Genomic DNA, 21,046 nt, shown 5'->3' on the forward strand with positions numbered 1-21,046 from the left:
AGCGCTCTGTGACCACCCCTCATCCCGGACGGGTCACAGAGCGCTGAGTCCTTATGATCCGAACGACCCGCTACGTTCCTGAAACTGCTGCTTTAGCTGTTCATACCGTACCGCGTCGATCGGCAGTGTGGCCTGTTGTGCAATCGCCGCTTTGAATCCCAGCTCCAGGGCGTCCAGCGCCGTAAAATAAACACAGAAATCAGCTGCCAGCCCGCATACATGTACTTCGTCAACACCCCTCCCTTTCAGGTAATCGCCCATGCCGGTGGATCTCAAATGTCTGTTATCATAAAAACCGCTGTAGCTGTCAATTTCCGGGTCCATACCCTTGCGGAAGATCGCTTCAATCCTGTTTTGATCGATATCGCGGTGCAGCTCTGCACCGGGTGTTCCCTGCACACAATGATCCGGCCACAGGCGCTGGTCTCCGCCCCTCCACGCAATTAGATCAAAAGCCTTCTTTCCCGGATGTTGTGTCGCAAAGCTCTTGTGATCCGCCGGATGCCAATCCTGTGTAGCCACCACCAGCTCATACTCCGGCTGCAACCGGTTGATCACCGGGATCAGATCATTTCCTCCGGCCACGGGCAAAGCGCCGCCGGGTAAAAAATCATACTGCATATCTACAATGATCAGGCATTTCATAATATGTTATTTTCGGAAAGATAGGATAGAGCGTTGGAATTTGAGAATGTGAGGATAGGGGAATCAATGCCGTTTATTTAAGAGCGGGTTTCAGGTTTCCCGAGAATCGGGATAAAGTTTCAAGTTTCAGGTTTCAGGTTGGTTCCCGCGTTGGGCTCGGGAGTCGGGGCTTATAGCTGAAAGCTGTTCAAAGTTTAAGGTTTCAAGTTCCAGGTTGGATCCGCTTTATACTCCATGAACTATTGACCACCGACCATCGACCATTGACTATTGACCATTGACTATGAACCATTGACTATGAACCATTGACTATTCAATACCATTTCCTTAAGCCAGATGTTGAGCCCCGAAGACGTAAAACCGGGAAGGGTATTGGGTTTGGCGCATCCAACGATAAACCGGATCCGGCTTTTTAGCCACCTTCAACCAGTTCAACCACCTTCAACAATATTCAACCATGTTCAACTCTTTCAGAAAAACCGGATCTAACCTGAGACCTGGAACTTGAAACCTGAAACCTGAAACAAAACCTTAATCCCTTGTCCGGAAACTATTACTGATCAGCCAGCCCTTTTTGATCAGCTGATTGTTATGGTATGCTTTACGCTCCCCGCGAAACTGTTTCTTTTTATAGGGCTCTGTTACCAGGCTGCTCAGGTTGGGCCGGCCGGCATTTACCCATGCAGTGTACCAGAAATCGGACAAGGCATTGGCGCTGCGGATCAGCTGTCCTTCAATAGAACCTTTTAATGCTTTATTAAAGGCCACCGCAAATTCTTTGGAATAAAACCGCCTGTTCTTTCCCCAGCGAAACTCCCAGCGGTATTTCCGCGAAGTGTCAGTAAAGCTCTTGGACACTTCTTTCTCTGCTGCAAACATGGCCGGCAACAGGAAATGCGTATGTTTCATAATGCTCCATATAGCATTTTCAACGGAGGGCAGGTACTGCGCTTTATGCCGGCTTTCGATGGTAAACCCCGCCAGCTCTGCTTCGGGCACGGAGGTTTCCCAAAGATCATGCAGTCCCCGCTGATTGGTTAGTTGCCCGTCGTAGTTGATGGAGGTATGCAGGGGTACATGCGCATCGCCGATATAGTGTCCCAGGTCCGTGGCATAAAAAATAATACTGTCCTTATCCCTCCTGCGGAATGCTTCGGTCAGTTTTTGCTGCGTTTCCACCACCACATAGGGCAGGGTGCCATATTTCATCAGGGTATCCTCCGTATATTTTGCTACCGCATCTTCCCATTTGTGCGGAACCAGGTCAAAAGCATTATTGCCATAATATTCCCCATCCAGGAAATGCTTATTTCCCTCGGCAGGGTCTACATTCCGGCGCTGATCCGGCCGCGGGGCATTAAGCACCAGGCTGTCGATATGCGTATAAAAAAAAGCCTGCATTTTTTTGGGCAATCCGTAAACGGCCAGCTGATTTACGGTACGGTGCACGAGAAATCCCCAGCTACTGAGCCCGGCCATCATTGCTATCAACAGTATCCCGATCAGTTTGTTCTTCTTCATATTTTAGAATAATGCTGTAAAGGTGCGGTAAAATCTTCAAAGCCATTCATAAACAACCGCGGTGCAGTTGCGGCCTCTGCGCCCCGCCAGGCGTTGGAAAAACGCCGCCGGCATCTTACGTTAGCTGGTATTTTTCCGGCACGCGGAGCCGGCACGCATCACCAGCAAGGACATTATGGATAAAAAAGTGATCAATTTGCCTTTACCTGAGCAAGGACGAAGTATATTTACACTACTAAAGCATATATATGGACTTACTGCAGGTTGCTCATCTTAAAAAATACTTTGCTACGCAAAAAGCGGTAGATGATGTCAGTTTCACCATATCTCAGGGACAAATTTTTGGTTTGTTGGGCCCAAACGGCGCCGGGAAGACCACGCTGATCCGCATGATCACCGGGATCTTTTATCCCGATGCCGGAACCATTACCCTTGAGGGGAAGACTTTTGACCCCGTTAACGATATCGGAAAGATCGGGTACATGCCCGAAGAGCGGGGCCTTTATAAGAAAATGAAGATCGGAGAGCAAGCTTTGTATCTCGCACAGTTGAAAGGGCTGAAGAAAAAAGACGCCACCGAAAGCTTAAGAACCTGGTTTGCCAAACTGGAAATGGATTCCTGGTGGAACAAAAAAGTGGAGGACCTTTCTAAAGGGATGCAGCAAAAACTGCAATTTGTGATTACCGTGCTGCATCAGCCCAAACTGATCATCCTGGATGAACCCTTCAGCGGTTTAGACCCCGTTAACAGCAATCTTATTAAGGACGAGATTTTTAACCTTGCAAAAAACGGCTCCACCATTATCTTCAGTACACACCGGATGGAGCAGGTAGAGGAGATCTGTGATCATATCATCCTTGTAAATAAAGGGCAAAAAATACTGGATGGCACCGTACAAGGCATAAAACAGGAATTTAAAGAATTCCTCTATCATATTACGTTCGCTTCTCCTCCTCCCCCAACCGACCCCACCGGCTTATTTGAAATAAAGCAAACAAGTACCCATGGGCTCGTTCTTCAAAAACACCCGGAGGTAAGCAATAACCAGGTGCTTTCTCATTTTTTAACACAAGGCGCCCATATCGATTCTTTTAACGAGATCTTGCCCTCCCTCAATGATATATTTATCCGCAAGGTAGAGGGTACGCCATCGGCCCGTCAATTTCAAACGCTCCAAGATTAATTTCCCATGAACAAGATTTCCTTAATCATACAACGCGAGTACCTCAGCAGGGTCCGAAAAAAAACATTTATTATTACAACGTTGCTGTTCCCCCTGCTTTACCTTGGATTGATTTTTGGCACTTCCTATCTGTCTGAAAAGGCAGGTACAAAACTGAACATCGCAGTCATTGATTCATCGGGAAGCTTCACCCCCCAGCGTATCAGCAAAGCCAATAAAGATTTCCCAAACAGTACATTAACCTTGCTGCAGGAAGATCCCGAAGTGCTTAGTAAGACCTTTGATCAAAAAGGGTTTGATGGTTACCTGGTAATACCCGCCAACACAATGGTGGCCCATACCCCCGACAACCTCGTGGTACGGTCGAAGAGAACCCTGGGCACCATACCGGATGTGCAATCCAAACTGAATGTCATTTGGAACGAGATCAAATATGAGGACCTCGGGATCGATACGGTAAAACAGCAACTGTTAACCCAAAGCAAGTTGCAGATCAAATCAGAAAACACGGAGCATAAAGCCACAGACGCCTCCCTGGCCTACGGGATCGGCTTTGTATCCGGATTTCTGATCTATTTTATACTGATCATTTACGGGGCCCAGGTAATGATGGGCGTTATGGAGGAAAAGACCAACCGCATTGCGGAGATCATTGTATCTTCTGTAAAACCATTTCAGCTGATGATTGGTAAGATCATTGGTATTGCCTGCGTAGCGTTAACCCAGTTCCTGCTTTGGATCGCTTTTATTTTTATTATCTACAATGCCACCAGGGCGGGTTCCGGTGCGCTCAACAACAGTTCGGTAAGCGGGATGATCGGCGGCGTGCAGAGCCTGTTCACCAACACCAACGTGCCCGTGATCCTGTCTCTTTTTGTCTTTTATTTCCTGGGAGGCTTTTTCTTTTACTCCTCCATTTATGCAGCAGTGGGCAGCACCGTAAATGAAGATATGCGGGAGGCGCAATCGCTGAGCTTTCCAATTACTATGATTATTATTTTCGGGTTTTTCATTATGATGGCCGCAGCTAAGGATCCCGGCGGCCAGCTGGCGGTTTGGGGCAGCATTATCCCCTTTACATCTCCATTGGTCATGATGGCCCGCATTCCCTATGGCATACCCGGCACCGTGCCCTACTGGCAACTGGTCTTAAGTATGGCGGTACTGGTAGCGTCCTTCCTGTTTGTGACCTGGTTTGCCGGAAAAATTTACCGGACCGGTATCCTGATGTATGGCAAAAAACCAACCTGGAAGGAAATGATCCGCTGGGCGGTACGGAAGTAATTTTGTTTCAGGTTTAAAGTTGGACCATCAACAGGTCTTCGTATCAATTTGAAGATTTGAAAATGTGCAAATGAGATCCGGATATTGACGGAGTTTTCGTATTAATTTGAAGATGTGAAAATGTGGAAATAAGAGCCGGGTATTGACGGAGTCTTCGTTTTTTAATTTGAGGTTTGACATTTGATGTTCAGTATTAACCGGGGTCTTTGTAGGTTTAAAGTTCCAGGTTCCAGGTTTAAAGTTGGACCATTAAGGGGGGTATTCGTATATTAGTAAGTTTGTCAGAAATCAGAAATCAGAAATTCCCCCTCTCAACTTACCGGTTAACCGCCGTTTGGCTTCCGCTCACCGATATCGGTTTTACAAACAGCGCCAGAGTTTTGTAGATTTGTTCCATGAACCTGCGGTTATTCATCATAAAATACGGAGAAGCGTTCACCTGGACCGGGGCGTTGATCCTGTTATTTTTTATGAATACAAACAGTTCTTTTTCTCTTTGCCCCTTTAAAGCTTTAGGCATTAGCTGGTGCCCGGGATGCGGCATCGGGCACTCCATCCATTACACGTTGCATCTTAATTTTGGCGCTGCCTGGAAGGAGCACCCGCTTGGCATACCGGCTACCGCTGCATTAATCTGGCAAATCATCAAATCGCTACCCACAACCAACAAATACAATAATTATGAACCAGGAACAGGTATTACGGGTCATCCCGGATATTGAATATGATGAATTGGTAATGATCCTCAATATTACCCGGGAAATGAGTGCGCAGCAGCAGGAACAATTCCTGATGCTGTACCAGCGGCGGCGAAAGTCGCGCCAGGAATTGCTGCTGTTGTCCCTGCTGGGATTTGTGGGGGTTGCCGGCATTCACCGGCTGATTACCGGCGATATTGCCCTGGGTATCGTTTATCTGCTTACCGGCGGATTATGCCTGATTGGCACCATCGTAGACATCATTAATATCAACTCCCTTACCACCCGCTACAATACAAAGCAGGGCTACGAAACAGCAGCATTGGTAACAGCTGTCTTTAACCAGCCCCGTAACTTTTAATTTTTTTGCAGGCGTATGGCGGCGCCCAGGTAATAGTTCCGAAGGGGCGCGGCATTGTAATAGCGGCCGCCGGCAGCGTTAATATCATTACCCAGGCTGTAGGTTTCATTTAGCAGGTTGTCTGCGCCCGCATATATATTCACCTGCACCGCATGCACCTGCCTCCTGTAACCCAGTTTTACACCCAGCAGGTGATAAGCCGGCGCTTTTTCTCCATTAGCATCATTTAAAAAAACGGAAGAAGCCGTATAATAATTCACGTCAGTATAGATGCCCCGCTTCAACACCAGGTCCAGCTGGGCGTTCCATGTATTCATGGGCACACCCGGCACCCAATTGCCGGAATAGTTTTGCGTTGTTCTTAAAAAATCGATGTATTTGAAATGGCTGTGCGCATAGTTCGCCTCCGCCGTGAAATAATCCGCCATACCTGTTTCAAAAAAATGGGTATAGTTTGCGTATAGCTCCAGTCCCTTCTGCCGGATGCGCCCTGCATTGGTAAAATAATCGGCGCCGGAGGAGTCACGGCGCTGTACCAGGGCCTGGCTCAGGTTAAAATAGAAGCCGGTAGCCTCCAGGCGCAGTTGCCCGTTTAGCAACGCTTTCTTTGCCGTTAGCTCATAGTTCCATCCATGTTCTGCCTTCAGATCGGGGTTAATAATGGTAGTAGAGGGCAATACCTCTGCAACCGTAGGTGGAGAAAAGCCCCGGGACACCGTAGCCAACAGGTCTGCCACCTCAAACTTTTTCAGCACGGTGAACCTTGGGGCCATTTCATTATTATAGCGGAACACCTGTTCGGTAACCGGGTATTCGTTCAGGCGGGAGAACACCAGCCGGCTACGGTTCAGGCTTATACCAGCCGTATAGCTCCAGCTTTTCCAGGAAAGCATACCCTGAGTAAAAATACTGTAGGTACCAATGGTTACATCGTCATCCGTTTGAAGGGTATCTGGTTTACCATTTTTATTATCTGATACCCGGATGGCTGAATAGCCCTGCTGCGCCTCCGCACCCGTGCTCCATTGAAGGTTGTACGGCCCCCACTTCTTTTCAAAATCAAAAACCGTGCGTCCGCCAAAATGCGGTTCCATACGCTGCTCAAAATTGCGTACCGCGCTGTTTTTAACCAGTGCATAAGAACCATAACCCGTTGTGGTATTGCTCCAGTAAATGCCAAATTTTTGTTTATGCGTTACACCTGCGGTAATGTTTTTTTGCCAGATGGCCGCGTTAACCTGTTCTGCGCCCGGAAAGGCTCCCGCCTTAGGACGTGCAGCCCGCGGATCCTGCCGGTACTCTTTCAGCGTTAATGCACCCGGTGTCTGGTAGTACAAATCGGAAAAAAGAACGGATGCCATCAGCTCCCGGCCGTTCCATTTCATTCGCGTATTCCAACTAAAATTATTCCGCTGCATGGCCGACTGCGCGCGGTATCCATCCGACTGATCGTGCGCATAGGTGACCGTATTAATATAATTATCTTTTTTCCAGTTGCCGTCCGCCAGGATATGGCGGGCATTGTAGTTACCAGTAAAATACTCCAAGCCCAAGCCGCTTTTCGTTTCGGTTTTGGGCTCTGTAAGGATCAGCCCGCCGGTGCCGGCGCCATACATGCTCGAAGCCGGGCCTTTAAAAACGGTAATCGAATTAAAATTATTAAATGCCAGCTGGTTAAAATAGGTATTGCCGCCGGGGTCCGTAAGCGGGATGCCTCCCCAATATACTTTTACGTTTCTGACACCAAAAGGCGAGCGCAGCGAACTGCCCCGGATGTTGATACGGTAGCTCCCCGGGGAACGCTCTTCCATACGCACACCTGCTATCGTGTTCAGGGCAGTAACCAGCGACCCCTTACTGGAAGGCGGCTCATAGGTTACCCGGTGCACTACTGCCGTTGCACCCTCTTTTTTTTGTTGAAAAGCCTGCACGGTAACAGGCGCTATTGTTTTAACAGAGTCGCTTTCCTGCGCAGCCGCATCCGGCAGGTTTAGTAAAAAGAATACAAAAATTAAATACCTCACGCTATAAAAATGCAACTTTTCAGGCAAACAAAAAAAGATCGGTATCTTCACCCGATGGACTTTTGCTGTCCGGTAAAGCATTTTCATGAGCCGGTTTATAACCATAAAAGATATTGCTAAAAAGCTGAACATTTCCGTTTCAACAGTTTCCCGCGCGTTACGAGACACGTATGATGTAAACCGCGAAACAAGGGAACAGGTTCTGGCAATGGCGCAGGCACTCAATTACCGGCCTAATTTTAATGCCACCGGGCTGGTAAACCGCAGTTCACACAACCTGGCGGTCATTCTGCCCTTTGTAGCCAATTATTATTTTTCAACCGTCATTACGGGTATACAGGAAGTGGCCTACCAGCAGGATTACAACATCATGCTCCACATCACCAATGATTCGCCGGAGCGGGAACTTTCCATTATAAAAAACCTGGCGGCATCCAACCTGGACGGATTGCTGGTTGCCGTTTCTTCGGATTCTGATGCCTGCACCCATTTTCAGCAGGTGATCGATAGCGGTGTGCCCATCGTATTTTTTGACCGGGTTCCGGACGCCATCAAAACCTCAAAAGTGATGCAGGACGATTACAATGGCGCCTTTGAGGCCGTGGAACATTTAATTAAAAGGGGATACCGTAAAATAGCGCATATCGGGGGGCCGGAAGGTTTAAGCTTTTCCCGCAAACGTAAAAAAGGGTTTTTGGATGCCCTGGCCAAACACGGCCTTCCGGTAAACGAAGACTGGATTATTCACTCCGGTTTTTCGCAGGAAAACGGCGAAGCCGATACGCTTGAATTACTAAAACGGGAAAAACACCCCGATGCCATTTTTGCCGCCAACGACCGCAAAGCCATTGGTGCCATCATGGCCCTAAAGAAAAAAGGTATTAAAGTTGGGGAACAAGTGGGCATTATTGGTTTTACGAATGACCCCGCATGCACCGTTGTGTCGCCAACGCTTTCCACTATTGCGGAGCCGGCTTTTGAAATTGGCAAAAAAAGCTGTGAGCTCCTTCTAAAACATATTAGCAAACGGAATTTTATTGCGGAAGAAGTGGTGCTTCCCGGCAGGCTGATTGAGCGGGAGTCTACCCGGCGTTATACGGAGCAAGGAATCAATTGTTGATATTTTAGAGACAATCCGTCTATTTTTTATTCTCTGCAAAGTATTCATGTAAAATATTCAATGGAGAATCAATGTCGTTAAGTACCCCTGTTCCTCTGTTGCCATTTCCAACCGACAGATCGGGGAACCCCAGGGCAAACGCATCTAAATTCCAATACTTGCACCGTAGGTGCACTGTGTTTATAGTTGGTATATGGGTGGGGAATCGGGCTCTGTAGGAGCCCCGTGTTATTAAAATTGCCGGTTACGCGGCTCCTGACGGAGCCCAATTTATATAATCATGCTTTTTCCTATAAACACAATGCGCCTGACGGCGCAATATTCGTTTAAAGGTTCAATATCCATTGGTTTAATATTTTATATTTTCCGGCCTGTTATTAAAGAACCGTTTTTTATAGCAACTCTGTTCATTTCTTATCCCTTAGCAGTACCCCCTTCCCGGCTATAAACAACCCGCCCTCCGATGATCGTTTTACTGATATTTATATTCTCATCAAACAGCACAAGATCGGCGTCCTTCCCGGGTACAAGCGCACCTTTTTGCTGATCAATACCCATAATGCGCGCCGGTGTAGCCGTTATCATACGAACTGCATCTGCCAGGGGTACTTCTGCCAAATCAATCATATTGCGCACCAGCCGGCTGGCCGTAGCCACACTGCCTGCAAAAGCGCTCCGGTCCGGCAGCCAGGCCACGCCTTTATCTACCATTACCTTCAGCCCGTTTTCCCTGTCGCCCAGCATACTTTCCCCTTCCGGCATACCTGCGGCGCGCATGGCGTCTGTGATCAGCGCTATACGATCGGCCCCTTTGATCTTAACGATCAGCTTCAGCAAGGGCGCCGGCAGGTGGATACCATCGGCAATCACTTCCACATCCATGGCATCTATAAGGTAACCGCTTTCAATAACACCGGCATAACGGTACCCATTCTTCCTTGAAACGCCCGACATTCCCGAATAAAAATGGGTGGCCAGTGTATACCCGCCCTCAAACGCTTTGACCACTTCTTCATATACCGCATCGGTATGTGCAATGGCCGGTAAAATGTTCTTTGACCGCAGGTAATGCCCCAGCTCAAGCGCACCATCCAGCTCGGGGGCTGCGCTCCAGCGCCTGATGGACCGGGAATAAGCAATTACTTCTTTATATTCTTCAGGATCGGGGTTACGGATATAACGCGGATCCTGGGCACCGCGCTGGTTCATGGCAAAATAAGGGCCTTCCAGGTGCATGCCCATTAACTGTGCTCCGTAATTGTCTTGCTTCTGTACACTTTCAAAAACATCCAGTGTTTTCAGCAGGTCGCTTTTTTCGGCGGTGAGCGTAGTGGGATATAGGGCCGTGGTTCCATACTGTGCATGCGTTGCCGCAATTTTAAGAAATGCCTCCCCGGTAGCGTCCATAAAATCATGCCCGCCCCCGCCATGCACATGCAGGTCTATAAATCCCGGAGCCAGGTAGGCGCCCTGTGCATCAATTTCCAGGGCATCCTCCAGCTCCCGGTTCTGCTGGCCTATATACACAATACGCCCCTCGCTTGCAATTAACGTACCTTCCTTAATAACCCGGTGAGGCGTAAGAATACAGGCATTGATGATCTTCAGATAACGTTCCATTTAGTTGAATTTACGACCATTTCTTTAAAGCCGATAACAAAAAACACCAGGGTCAATACCGGTAAAACACCCATCCGTTTTCTGATAAGCGCAGCCGCCGCTGCCTTTGTATTTTTTTATATGGATCGTTGGGGTCAGGCCGGCATAAACCGCTGTAGCTAAGTTATTGATTATTGATGCGTCTTCTCTTTTTAAAGAGGATAAATAACCGGTAACGTTACCGGTATTTTATGTGCCTCCTGGTTTCATTCCTCATTGTTAATGGTAATTTTGATTGCATGATGTTTCATCACCGCATCATTAAATGGAATCCACTATGGAACTGATCATTAAGGAAGATCCAACGGAACTAGGGCAAGCAGCCGGGAAACAGGCCGCTGATCTTATCCGGGGTGCCATTTCCGAAACCGGAACGGCCAACATTATCCTTGCCACGGGTACCAGCCAGTTTCAGACGCTGGAGCGGCTTATTGTGGCAAATATCGACTGGAATAAAGTGGTCATGTTTCACCTGGATGAATACATCGGGCTGCCCATTACCCATCCGGCAAGCTTCAGAAAATATCTTAAAGAACGATTCCTCGACAAAGTAGCCCCTTTAAAGGCCTGTTACCTGATAAACGGGGAAAATGATGCAGAAACGGAACGCCGGCGCCTCAGTGAGCATATCCTCCCATACCACATTGATGTAGCACTTACAGGCATCGGCGAGAACGGCCACCTGGCTTTTAATGACCCACCGGCCAACTTTGATACCGGGGATCCCTATCTTATTGTAACCCTGGATGAGAAATGTCGCAGGCAGCAAATGGGCGAAGGCTGGTTTGCTACGGTGGAGGATGTACCGCAGCAGGCCATCAGCATGTCGGTAAAGCAGATCATGAAGTCCCGCCATATCATTTGCTCAGTACCTGATCGTCGAAAGGCACGGGCTGTTAAGGACAGTGTTGAGCAACCGGTAAACCCGTTATACCCGGCCAGCATTTTACAGCTACATCCTTCCTGCGGAATATACCTGGACCGGCAGGCGGCCTCCCTGCTGGCGTCCGGACATCAATAAAGCAAACCCTGCCGGCGCCAGGTATACCGGGCTCCGATACATCGGGGATAAAAAAGTGATCCCGTCCGCTATAAAAGCCCCTTCTTTCATAAGGGCTTCAGGAAATGTAAAATAATACTCCCGATGTTTTAATTTTGTGCGGGGTTTCTACAAAATAAATAAGCATGAAAAAGACTTTCCTTCTGATCCTCTTTGCTCCGGCACTATTATTCAGCTGCAAGCAAAACAATAAAAAAAGCAATGCCGGACCAGGAGATGCTGTTACGGCAACGCAAAACCCGGACCATTACTACATGCAATACCAGGGAACCATTGGCGAACGGCCTGTTACCATGCAGGTGGTGAAGTTTGGAGGCAGCTATGATGTCAATTATACCTACAATGATGGGCAGATCATGGACCTGCTGTTTCAAAAAGACAGCCTGCTCAAAAGCGACAGTTTGTTTTTTATAGAATTTGCTCCACGCACCAGCGGCGATAGCCGGTATGGCCATGACCCCCGGCTGCACCTCGTGATTCAACCGGACCGGGTAACAGGGCTTAAATGGATGGGCAAGAATAATCCCCAGCCCGTGCAATTGCTGGCTTCAAAAAGCGGCGCTGCTTTTATACCCGTTGGCTACCTGGATTCGATGCGGCTTACGGGCTTCAAAAAAGACACGCCCTCCGCCTTTACCAGTCTTGTACTACTGGAGCCTCAGGCTGCAGATGCTCCCAAACGCTGGTTTACCGGCTTGATAAAGAAAAACATACTGGCTGCGCAGGCACCCGATTCTACATCGCTCCAAACAGCCATGACACAGTTTGGAAGAAGCTTTATCGAAAACTTCCGGGATGATGTGGATACCATGAAGAGCAGGGGAGATGAAGTGCCGGTGTCCATGATGCACTACGATCAACAGATCAGTTCCAACCTGGTATACAACAATAATGGTTATGCGGTGCTTAGCGTGGGCAACTATGCCTACACCGGCGGAGCGCACGGGATGTACGGGCAAACCATGCTATGCCTGGATATGGAGCAACAAAAGGAGCTGACGCCTGGCGATGTGCTTACCATTGATTCTGCCAGCCTGCAGCCCCTGCTGGAACGCCATTTCAGAGCCCTGTATAAAATTGCAGATGGCAAACCGCTAACAGAAGTCCTTTTTGATGACCGGCTGGCCCTGACGGATAATTTTTATTTTACCAGCGGTGGTATCGGGTTTATTTACCAGCCTTATGAAGTAGCCGCCTATGCCTTTGGCCTGATTGACATTTGGGTGCCCTACACCGATCTTAAGCCCTGGCTGCAGCCGGCGTTTGCAAAACGGATGGGTATCTAAAATTAGCTTTCTTTAACAAATAGCAAAAAAAATTGATAGTATCTTAGCGCCAATGGTAAAACTGCTTACAGTATTTTGCTGCCTGCTGTTTGCGCTGAAGATCTCGGCCCAATCTGATAGTGCTGCCCGTCCCGCTCCTTCCGCTTCCAGGATGAGTGATTATATTTCCATACGAAAGAGTACAGGAGTAACCGTACTTAACTTTTATACAGGTATGGACATCCGGTTTATTGCTACAGATGGTTTTACCTATGAAGGCCCGATAGCCCGCATTGCGCGGGATTCTGTTTTTATTGCTTTTTATAAAACCTCCCGGTATCAGAATATTCTGGGTTATGTGATCACCGATACCATTCAGACAGATATTGTGCCATTTCATTACCAGCAGATCCGGATGGTTTACGTGTCAAAAACCAGGGGCCGGAAAAGTGTATTGGTACCGCTTGGCGGATTGATGGCCATTGGAGGTTTTGGCTATGACGCACTCAACATCATTAATGGCCTCCGGTCCGGCGAACCCGTTTTTAAAGGGTCCAATCTCACCCGTTTGGGAATTGCTGCAGCTGTTTCCGCAGCCGGCATCTGGATACTGAAAAAAACAACGGGGATGAAGAACCGCTTCCGGATCGTGTACGTGGATATGCAGTGATTACAAAATTTGAAGATTTGAAAATGTGGAAATATGGAAATGGCAGTCCGTTACAACTCCGTATTCTTCGCTCCGATGGGGATTTTCAATCTGTGAAACGGGCAACGGGCAATGGTGAAGAGGCAATGACAAATCAAAAATAAGCAATAGAAAACCCCGATCCCGGTATTCAACAATCTTCAACTACCTTCAACCAATCAAAGCGCATGGTAGAAACCGGGCATCCTGTATAAAAACAGAGCCCGACCTGAAACTTTAAACCTTGAACTTTATCCCGATTCTCAGGAAAACCAGAAACAACGTATTCCTAATTCTGGATCTTCCCAAAAAAATCTGCCGGCCGCAACCGGATGCCAAAGTTATAGGGCGTATGATCCAGTCCGCGCTTATACATACTTTTAAATGCATAGGACCCATATAAGGTAACCACCCCCAATGTTATATCGCCTACATAAGACAGCTTCCAGGGATCCAGGTCAAAATCGCCCTTGGCCTTCTGTTTTCCCCCATCGGAGCTAATAGTTTTATTTCGCGAAGCGTATAAATACCCCACGCTAATACCGGTGCTTAACTCAAAGGGATACAACCGGTTGGGGGTAAGATTAAAATTCAACATCAGCGGTACCGTTATATAGTCAGCCGCCAATTTGTTTTTCCGGTAGCTGCGGCCCGGTGTTTCATCGATGGAAGCAATAGGAGGATGGGCAATATCCGTTGCCGGCCGGGGATTGAACCGTACCGGGTTCTTAAACCAATAGTTGTTCAACTCCAGGCCCAGTCCATATTGCAGGTTTACAAAATGCCGTACCAGGTTGTAGCGCTGCGTTACCAGCCAGATATTAATATTGCGCGATTTAAAATACCGGCCGGCAAACCATTGTTCATTGCCGCCGGGTGCATATTCCTGCGCTCCGGCACTGGCGTAGTCTGTAGCATCCGTGAAGTTCGACATCCCGATATCGATCATGCCCCATTCCGTTGCTATATTTCTAAGGTTCTTCTTTGTGTTGAAACCTTTAAAGAGCCTTTTCTTTGGTTCCGGCTCCACCGGTTTATTATCCCTGATAACGGTAATGCCATTGATAACAAGTGTATCCTGTTGCCCCTGCGCGGCAGTGGTAGCCACAGCCACCGCCAGAAAGATCAGCAGTAAAGTCCTTTGAATCCGTTGCATTGCTGGTTTATTATAGCGGTTAAAGATAGGAAAGAACTTGTTTATAAAACTATAAACCTAAGCGCACGCCAATAATATAGGGAGTAAGATCCAGCCCCTGTTTAAACATACTTTTGGTAGCAAATGATCCATATACACCCAGGTAGCCAAGGTTCACTTCTCCCACATAAGCAATCTTCCATGGGTTTAAACCAAAATCGTCCTTCAATTTATGTTTTCCTTCATCTCCATTAATGTACTTGTTTCGTGCCGCATATAAATAGCCCGCGCTGACACCTGCACTGAAGCCAAATTCCTTACTGGCTTTCACCCGTACATTCTTACGGCTCACCTCCACCTCCCTCCGGTTCTTTGTGGGGATGGTAAAATTCAGCATCACCGGCAGGGTAAGATAATCGGCCGCCAGTTTGTTTTTCCGGTAACTGCGCCCCGGAGTTTCATCCATATACACTACGGCAGGTATGGCGGCTTCCGTACCCGGCTTTGAATTGAACCGAACGGGGTTTTTAAACCTGTAATTATTCAGTTCCAGCCCCAGGGAGTATTTGAAATGAACCACATGCTTTACCAGGTTGATCTTTTGTGAGAGCAGCCATATATTTACATTTACCGACTTACCGCTTCTCAGATCCAGCCAGGATTCATTGCTTCCCGGCGCAAAGGCCTGTGTGGCAGCATCCGTATAAACGGTATTATCCACAAAATTCACAAAACCCAGATCGATGCCGAACCAACTGGTGCTCACATTTTTTACCCGCGTAGCTTTCACCCAGGGCTGCCCGCTACCGCTGATGATCACAGAATCCTTGCTGCTCTTTGAGATCACTTTCACTGTTATTTCGGTGGTGTCAATTTTCGCTTTACGCTGCGCCCACAGGCAAAAGGGGGCCATCAAAATTGTAATACATACAATTATTCTTATCGTTTTCATTGTTTTTATTTTACGTTAACCGCAAACCCGGCAATCGTTACCTGGCCTTCGTTACCGGTAAGCGTTTCAGCTACCCGCTCTTCAATGTGCCGGGTTAATTTTTTAAATAAGGATTTTTTCGTTTTGGGTTGCTTTTCATCACTGGCTACGGCAACGGCCTGCTGTGTCAGCGGGTCCGGCTCCGCTATAGCCGGCGGGGTGAGGTCCTGTTTTGCAATGGCTGGCCGGGTCTCCGGTTGCAGCGGTACATCGGTTTTGCCGGCAACCGGTGCCGGCTGCCGGGGAGCTATCGATGGTTGCCGGGCAACCGCCGGCAATGGCGCCGGATTGGTCGTCTTAGTTTCCTTTTTCGCTGTTACAGGATCAGCCCCGGAATCTGCGGCTGGTATATCGGCGGCTATGCCCATTTTTGTATCTCCTTCACCGGCGGCCGGCACGGTATCGGCAGCAACTGCTTGCGGAGTAACGCGGGCTATTGCTGTTTGTCCGGCGGCACCTGCAGAAGGACCAGCCACTGCCAGGCCCGCCCTTTTTTGCTGCCCCAGCATCCAAGCCCCGGCGCCCATTGCTATGACCACTACCGCTGCGGCGGCAACCATTCCCCATTTTCTGATGGCTACCAGCTTTGGAGTCCTGTACAGTAGGGCCTTATCCGGGAAAACAATTTGCATCTCTGGTTTGGACCGGGTGCTTTCAAACGCCTGCAGACGTTTGGCCAGTTCCGGAGACGGATCTTTCAGTTGGTCCAGCGCCGCTTCTGAAACCGCTTCCCCATCAATATAAGACAACAGTTCCTCATCTGTAACCGGCGCTGTGCCAAATAACAATTTTGACCGGTCCGGAAAAACAATCATGGAATCAGCAGCCTGCCGGGTACGGATCAATGCTTCCATCAGGGGCTTCATATCCGGGTGTTGCTGCAGGAATTGCTCCACCGCCGCGCGCGCTGCGTTGTTCAGCTCATGATCCACATATAAAAGAAAATATGTTTCACAATTATCCCGATTTATCTTTTCCTGCATGGTTATAATACGTTTTCAATTTTGACCAGATAATCTTTTAGCTGCAGCCTTGCCCGGTGCAGGTACACTTTTACCTGGCTGGCCGACAGGCCCGTTATTCCACCGATCTCTTCATAACTATACCCTTCATAGTCCTTTAATAAGACCAGGGAGCGCTTCGTATCATCCAGCCGCTCCAGGGCCCGGTTCAATACTTCTTTCAGGTGGCGGTTGCCCTGCTCCATACCCCGGTCATAATTCCCCATCGATTCTTCATAAACCATTCTTTTATACTTACGGATATGGTCGATCATTTTCCGGTAGGCAATGGTAAACAGCAGCGATTTGGAACGATCGTAATCTACCTCCGTACGCTGCTCCCATAGTGCCTGAAAGGAGGATTGCACCACATCTTCCGCATTTGCCGCATGTTTCAGGTTTTTCAAAATAAACCGGTACACATTATCAGCATACATCTTCACACATTCGTTATATTCCTTATCCGTCATAGATCCTGTAGCAGGGTTGTAGTTATTTATCTTTTTAAACCGGTTTATAAGTAATACGGATCAGGAAAGGAAAAGTTACACGAAAATGTGAAAATTTGAAAATATGGGAATGTGAAAAATGGGCACCGGTCCTGGAACTGGATCTAAGCGATGTCAATAGGCAATGCCGAAGGTTCGCAGAGCATGAAAACACACAAACTTTAGACGTGAAACCCGTCCGAACGGCATTCAGCCGGGCGGGCTTTAAACTCAAACCTGGAACATGCGTTCAGCTTTCAGGCATGCAAACATGAAACTTGAAACCTGGAACTTTAAACCTGAAACTTTGAACTTTGGAACTGGTCTCCGGGCCTACCGCAACACCATTTGCCGGTCGGCATCCAGCCGGATAAGGATAAACAGCAATATAGTAAAGGTTAGCAGGGATGTGCCCCCGTAGCTGATCAGGGGCAGGGGAATACCAATAACCGGGGCCAGCCCGATGGTCATGGCCACATTTACCGCTATATGAAAAAAGAATACCGATGCCACACCATAAGCATAACACCGGCTAAACGTGCTGCGCTGACGCTCCGCGATCCGGATGATCCGGAACAAAAGCAGGATATATAAGCCCAGCAACGCTACACTTCCCACAAATCCAAACCCCTCCCCGATGGTATCAAAAATAAAATCGGTCCGCTGCTCGGGTACAAAACCATAGCGTGTTTGCGTACCGCTCAGCAATCCTTTTCCATAGAGGCCGCCGCTTCCCACTGCAATTTTTGATTGCTTTACGTTATAATCGGCCGTGTTGTGCTGCTTTCCCGTTTTGGTGTCAATTTCGCCCATATTGCCCTTCAGATACTCCTGGGGAATCTCCCGCCCGATGGTGCTATAAATACGCTCTACCTGGTGTTTGCCCAGCACATGCTCAAAAAGGAAGGGCACCCCAAACCGCTGGATCCCCACGCATAATACCCAAATAAGAATGATCTTAACCAGCACGGCCTTGTCTCTCCTGATCTGGCGGAGGCTGAACAATACCACCAGGATGGCAATAACCGTAAGAATGATGGCCAGCAGGTTTTTATCCAGCAGCAGCGTAGCTACCACCAGGGAGGCGATGGCAAAACCGATAACCAGGATAATGGCCGGCAGCCCCTCGCGGTACATGACAAAAAAGAAGGAACAAAATACCAGCGCCAGTCCTGTTTCCTTCTGAAAGATGGTCAGCACCGCGGGCGCCATTACAATGGCCGTGGCAATCAGCTGCGACCGGGTTTTGGAAAAATCCAGTTCGGGGTTAGAGAGGTATTTGGCCAGGGCGAGGGCTACGGTTACCTTACAAAATTCAGCGGGCTGAAACTGAAAGCCTCCCAATTTTATGATGGATTCGGTTCCTTTTACAGAAGAGTGAAAAGGGAATACCAGTAACAGCAGCAGGATGCCCCCTGCATACCACAAATTGGCCGTTGCCGGGAAGAATTTACTATCGGTAAGCAAAATAAAAAGACCTAAAACCAACGATAAGCAGGCAAAATAAAATTGTTTGCTGTAATCCGTTTTATAACCGATAAAGCTTTGCACCAGCGGATCTCCGTCTGTATAGGTAACCCCAAAGATGGCCATCAGACCGATACTTACCAGTAACAGGTATACTATAATAAGTATATAATCTACTCCTTTGGATATTTCAGCTTTTTTCTGGCTCATATAAATTCGTCAAAAACGGTAACTGGTCGGGTGTATTTGCGATCCTCTGTCAAAAAAACGATCAATGCCGATGGCTTTTTAGGCTCCGGTTTCGGCTCCGGCTTGCGGTTGCCACCGGTTTGCGCCGAATCCTTTTTGGGTGCTGCTTTTTGACCGCCGCCCCTAAGGTAACGGCGCAGCCCGGTACTATCCTTACGGATCTTTGCCCATTGTTCTGCGCGGGTGGAGTCGGTTATATACTGCAGCCGGTCGTAATAGGAAGGCATCAGGTTGGTATTGGAGATGCGCTCCAGATCGGCCTTGCTTTTATTGGTTAAGCTGTCCAGCAGGAATTTTTCCATCAGGATCCTTGCGATAGGGCCCGCCCAAGTGGCGCCATAACCGGCGTTTTCCACTGCCACTGCGATGGCTATTTTGGGATTGTCTTTCGGCGCAAAACAGACAAACATGGAGTTATCTTTTAATTTGATGCGCCGGTGATCCAGGATCGTATAGTTTTCTGCCGTACCTGTTTTAGCACATACATCAATACCGGGGATCATGGCCACCCTTGCTGTGCCGCGTGTTACCACATCATTCATTCCATTGATAATGGCATTATAAGCGGTGTCGGAAATATGCGTCAACACCTCATGCTTCTCCCGGTATCTCGCCAGGATCGGCGCATCGGCAGCGGTTTCCCCATCAATACTGTCTACAAAATGAGGCGTATAATAAGATCCCTTGTTGCCGATGATGCACATGGCATTCGCCAGCTGCAGCGGTGTGGCCAGCATTTTATCCTGCCCAATGCCCAGGGTAAGGTTGGTACAGGAATTCCAGGAGCCTCTATATTCTTTATCATAAACCGCTACCGTTGGAATATTTCCTTTGTCTTCGCTGGGCAGGTCTACCCCCAGGCGTACCCCCAGGCCAAACTTGTGCATATAATCCATCCATCCCTCAAATCCCTTGCGCAGACCGCCTGCCCTGGGGTTATCAACCGCCATACGGTATACCTGTACAAAGTAGGAGTTGCAGGAATTGGCGATGGCGAGACGGAGGTTAGCCGCGTGCCCGCCACCGGAGTGCGTACAGGCCGGTTTGCCAGCCCCGCAGCCATAATACCGGCCCGGACAGGGATACCCGTAAGATGGGGTGATAACTCCCTCGTCCAATGCTACCAGTCCACCCAGAGGCTTAAAGGTTGAACCAGGGGGATACCGTCCTTTAATGCCCCTGTTTAACAAGGGCGCCCGTACATTCAATATCAGCCGTTGATAGTTCTTATTTTTATCGGGACCTGTAAGGTCATTGGGGTCAAATACCGGCCCCGATGCCATTGCAAGGATACCACCGGTTTTGGGATCCAGCGCCACTACAGAACCTACTTTATTGGCCAGTAATTTTTCGGCCAGCACCTGCAATTCCACATCCAGGTGGGTCTTCAATCCCCTGCCGGCTATCGCTGTGGTATCAAACTCCCCATTCTCATAATGCCCTACCAAACGGTTCTTATTATCCTTAATCATGTACTGAACCCCCCGCTGGCCCATCAGCACCCGTTCATAAGAATACTCCAGCCCGTTCTTTCCAACATAATCGCCCATGCGGTAAAAATTACCGGAACGTTCAATATCTTTTCCATCCACCTCGCTGATATAACCCAATATATGTGCGCCCACATTATAAGGATAGGTGCGCACCGGACGCTGCTGCAGCACAAAGCCGGGGAACCGCCAGCTATTCTCTTCAAAGCGGGCCTGCATTTCGGGCGTGAGCAGGGAGTGAAAAATAGAAGGTCTTACCCTCGAATTTTTAACAATGGCGTTAATAATCCGCGTTCTGAATTCGGCAGTATCGATCTGCATCAGGTTGCAAAAGGAGGTCGTATCAAAGTTTTTTACCTCTGCCGGAGTCACCATCAGGTCAAACATGATCGTATTGTTGAGCACAGCCTTGCCGTTGCGATCAAATATAATGCCTCGTTCAGGGTAAACGATCTTCTGAAAAACCGCGTTATTCTTGGCCAGCTCCAGGTATTTATTGCTCACCAGCTGCAGGTTGACCAGCTGCGCAATAATGATAATAAATACGGACAGGAAAATAATCCGTATAATATAACTTCTCGACTTGTTAAACACCGACATAATAAAACCTGAGGGAAATTTTGTAATGAAAGATCAAAAATAGTGCAAAACACCAAGGATTTACGATTTCTGATTTGAGATTTCTGATTTGAGCAGAATGCTGAACGCTGGCTTAA

At 48.3% G+C, this 21,046-nt stretch carries 18 protein-coding genes; 8 read left to right on the plus strand and 10 right to left on the minus strand.

What is annotated here, in order from left to right:
• Positions 1–51 precede the first annotated feature (51 nt).
• Positions 52–645 (minus strand): bifunctional nicotinamidase/pyrazinamidase, encoded by a 594-nt coding sequence (gene pncA, locus GGU45_RS11355; protein ID WP_435224794.1) that lies wholly within the window; start codon positions 643–645, stop codon positions 52–54.
• A gap of 531 nt (positions 646–1,176) precedes the next feature.
• Positions 1,177–2,166 (minus strand): zinc dependent phospholipase C family protein, encoded by a 990-nt coding sequence (locus tag GGU45_RS11360; protein ID WP_435224795.1) that lies wholly within the window; start codon positions 2,164–2,166, stop codon positions 1,177–1,179.
• Between the two features lie 248 nt (positions 2,167–2,414).
• Between GGU45_RS11360 and GGU45_RS11365 the strand changes: the two genes are divergently transcribed.
• The 4 genes from GGU45_RS11365 (at position 2,415) to GGU45_RS11380 (ending at position 5,693) form a co-directional block, all read left to right on the plus strand.
• A complete protein-coding gene (locus tag GGU45_RS11365) occupies positions 2,415–3,350 on the plus strand; it encodes an ABC transporter ATP-binding protein (RefSeq protein WP_435224797.1) in 936 nt (311 codons plus the stop codon).
• 6 nt (positions 3,351–3,356) lie between these two features.
• Complete coding sequence (locus tag GGU45_RS11370; RefSeq protein WP_435224799.1) at positions 3,357–4,634, plus strand: ABC transporter permease; 1,278 nt, start codon at positions 3,357–3,359, stop codon at positions 4,632–4,634.
• A 395-nt stretch (positions 4,635–5,029) separates the two neighbouring features.
• Positions 5,030–5,356, plus strand: a complete 327-nt coding sequence (locus GGU45_RS11375) for a DUF2752 domain-containing protein (protein ID WP_435224801.1) — start codon at positions 5,030–5,032, stop codon at positions 5,354–5,356.
• On the plus strand, positions 5,316–5,693 hold the full coding sequence (locus tag GGU45_RS11380; RefSeq protein WP_435224803.1) for a TM2 domain-containing protein: 378 nt from the start codon (positions 5,316–5,318) through the stop codon (positions 5,691–5,693). Before GGU45_RS11375 ends, GGU45_RS11380 begins: the two co-directional genes overlap by 41 nt.
• On the opposite strand, the gene GGU45_RS11385 is transcribed toward GGU45_RS11380, so the two are convergent.
• Positions 5,690–7,717 carry a TonB-dependent receptor plug domain-containing protein gene (locus GGU45_RS11385; RefSeq protein ID WP_435224805.1) on the minus strand — a complete coding sequence of 676 codons (2,028 nt, stop codon included), beginning with the start codon at positions 7,715–7,717 and terminating at the stop codon, positions 5,690–5,692. The two genes, GGU45_RS11380 and GGU45_RS11385, sit on opposite strands and share 4 nt — an antisense overlap.
• An 85-nt stretch (positions 7,718–7,802) precedes the next feature.
• Between GGU45_RS11385 and GGU45_RS11390 the strand changes: the two genes are divergently transcribed.
• Positions 7,803–8,837, plus strand: coding sequence for a LacI family DNA-binding transcriptional regulator (locus GGU45_RS11390; RefSeq protein WP_435224808.1), 1,035 nt, complete (start codon positions 7,803–7,805; stop codon positions 8,835–8,837).
• Between the two features lie 414 nt (positions 8,838–9,251).
• On the opposite strand, the gene nagA is transcribed toward GGU45_RS11390, so the two are convergent.
• Positions 9,252–10,457 carry an N-acetylglucosamine-6-phosphate deacetylase gene (gene nagA / locus GGU45_RS11395; protein ID WP_435224810.1) on the minus strand — a complete coding sequence of 402 codons (1,206 nt, stop codon included), beginning with the start codon at positions 10,455–10,457 and terminating at the stop codon, positions 9,252–9,254.
• A gap of 316 nt (positions 10,458–10,773) precedes the next feature.
• On the opposite strand from nagA, the gene GGU45_RS11400 reads away from it, so the two are divergent.
• The 3 genes from GGU45_RS11400 to GGU45_RS11410 all read left to right on the plus strand — a co-directional run bounded on the left by GGU45_RS11400 (position 10,774) and on the right by GGU45_RS11410 (position 13,491).
• A complete protein-coding gene (locus GGU45_RS11400; protein ID WP_435224812.1) occupies positions 10,774–11,517 on the plus strand; it encodes a glucosamine-6-phosphate deaminase in 744 nt (247 codons plus the stop codon).
• 164 nt (positions 11,518–11,681) lie between these two features.
• Positions 11,682–12,842, plus strand: coding sequence for a DUF3298 and DUF4163 domain-containing protein (locus GGU45_RS11405; protein WP_435224813.1), 1,161 nt, complete (start codon positions 11,682–11,684; stop codon positions 12,840–12,842).
• Between the two features lie 52 nt (positions 12,843–12,894).
• Positions 12,895–13,491, plus strand: a complete 597-nt coding sequence (locus GGU45_RS11410; protein WP_435224815.1) for a hypothetical protein — start codon at positions 12,895–12,897, stop codon at positions 13,489–13,491.
• Positions 13,492–13,798: 307 nt separating this feature from the next.
• Here GGU45_RS11410 and GGU45_RS11415 read toward each other — a convergent pair whose 3' ends face one another.
• From GGU45_RS11415 to mrdA, 6 genes are all read right to left on the minus strand, one after another.
• A complete protein-coding gene (locus GGU45_RS11415) occupies positions 13,799–14,665 on the minus strand; it encodes an outer membrane beta-barrel protein (protein WP_435224817.1) in 867 nt (288 codons plus the stop codon).
• Between the two features lie 49 nt (positions 14,666–14,714).
• Positions 14,715–15,596 (minus strand): hypothetical protein, encoded by an 882-nt coding sequence (locus GGU45_RS11420; protein ID WP_435224819.1) that lies wholly within the window; start codon positions 15,594–15,596, stop codon positions 14,715–14,717.
• 5 nt (positions 15,597–15,601) lie between these two features.
• Positions 15,602–16,618 carry an anti-sigma factor gene (locus tag GGU45_RS11425; RefSeq protein ID WP_435224821.1) on the minus strand — a complete coding sequence of 339 codons (1,017 nt, stop codon included), beginning with the start codon at positions 16,616–16,618 and terminating at the stop codon, positions 15,602–15,604.
• Positions 16,619–16,620: 2 nt separating this feature from the next.
• Positions 16,621–17,106 (minus strand): RNA polymerase sigma factor, encoded by a 486-nt coding sequence (locus GGU45_RS11430; RefSeq protein ID WP_435224823.1) that lies wholly within the window; start codon positions 17,104–17,106, stop codon positions 16,621–16,623.
• Between the two features lie 351 nt (positions 17,107–17,457).
• Complete coding sequence (gene rodA, locus GGU45_RS11435) at positions 17,458–18,801, minus strand: rod shape-determining protein RodA (protein ID WP_435224825.1); 1,344 nt, start codon at positions 18,799–18,801, stop codon at positions 17,458–17,460.
• The gene (mrdA, locus tag GGU45_RS11440; RefSeq protein WP_435224827.1) at positions 18,798–20,930 is read right to left on the minus strand and encodes a penicillin-binding protein 2; all 2,133 of its coding nucleotides are present in this window, start codon (positions 20,928–20,930) and stop codon (positions 18,798–18,800) included. The genes rodA and mrdA overlap by 4 nt, the downstream gene beginning before the upstream one ends.
• Positions 20,931–21,046 lie beyond the last annotated feature (116 nt).

The sequence above is a fragment of the Niabella hirudinis genome, assembly GCF_051201075.1.
In the GTDB taxonomy this organism is placed as follows: Bacteria; Bacteroidota; Bacteroidia; order Chitinophagales; family Chitinophagaceae; genus Niabella; species Niabella hirudinis.

What these genes read in the sequence shown, in the direction of transcription:
- pncA (WP_435224794.1), bottom strand. Translation starts at nt 645, where the DNA reads ATGAAATGCCTGATCATTGTAGATATGCAGTATGATTTTTTACCCGGC.
- GGU45_RS11360 (WP_435224795.1), bottom strand. Translation starts at nt 2,166, where the DNA reads ATGAAGAAGAACAAACTGATCGGGATACTGTTGATAGCAATGATGGCC.
- GGU45_RS11365 (WP_435224797.1), top strand. Translation starts at nt 2,415, where the DNA reads ATGGACTTACTGCAGGTTGCTCATCTTAAAAAATACTTTGCTACGCAA.
- GGU45_RS11370 (WP_435224799.1), top strand. Translation starts at nt 3,357, where the DNA reads ATGAACAAGATTTCCTTAATCATACAACGCGAGTACCTCAGCAGGGTC.
- GGU45_RS11375 (WP_435224801.1), top strand. Translation starts at nt 5,030, where the DNA reads ATGAACCTGCGGTTATTCATCATAAAATACGGAGAAGCGTTCACCTGG.
- GGU45_RS11380 (WP_435224803.1), top strand. Translation starts at nt 5,316, where the DNA reads ATGAACCAGGAACAGGTATTACGGGTCATCCCGGATATTGAATATGAT.
- GGU45_RS11390 (WP_435224808.1), top strand. Translation starts at nt 7,803, where the DNA reads ATGAGCCGGTTTATAACCATAAAAGATATTGCTAAAAAGCTGAACATT.
- nagA (WP_435224810.1), bottom strand. Translation starts at nt 10,457, where the DNA reads ATGGAACGTTATCTGAAGATCATCAATGCCTGTATTCTTACGCCTCAC.
- GGU45_RS11400 (WP_435224812.1), top strand. Translation starts at nt 10,774, where the DNA reads ATGGAACTGATCATTAAGGAAGATCCAACGGAACTAGGGCAAGCAGCC.
- GGU45_RS11405 (WP_435224813.1), top strand. Translation starts at nt 11,682, where the DNA reads ATGAAAAAGACTTTCCTTCTGATCCTCTTTGCTCCGGCACTATTATTC.
- GGU45_RS11410 (WP_435224815.1), top strand. Translation starts at nt 12,895, where the DNA reads ATGGTAAAACTGCTTACAGTATTTTGCTGCCTGCTGTTTGCGCTGAAG.
- GGU45_RS11415 (WP_435224817.1), bottom strand. Translation starts at nt 14,665, where the DNA reads ATGCAACGGATTCAAAGGACTTTACTGCTGATCTTTCTGGCGGTGGCT.
- GGU45_RS11420 (WP_435224819.1), bottom strand. Translation starts at nt 15,596, where the DNA reads ATGAAAACGATAAGAATAATTGTATGTATTACAATTTTGATGGCCCCC.
- GGU45_RS11425 (WP_435224821.1), bottom strand. Translation starts at nt 16,618, where the DNA reads ATGCAGGAAAAGATAAATCGGGATAATTGTGAAACATATTTTCTTTTA.
- GGU45_RS11430 (WP_435224823.1), bottom strand. Translation starts at nt 17,106, where the DNA reads ATGACGGATAAGGAATATAACGAATGTGTGAAGATGTATGCTGATAAT.
- rodA (WP_435224825.1), bottom strand. Translation starts at nt 18,801, where the DNA reads ATGAGCCAGAAAAAAGCTGAAATATCCAAAGGAGTAGATTATATACTT.
- mrdA (WP_435224827.1), bottom strand. Translation starts at nt 20,930, where the DNA reads ATGTCGGTGTTTAACAAGTCGAGAAGTTATATTATACGGATTATTTTC.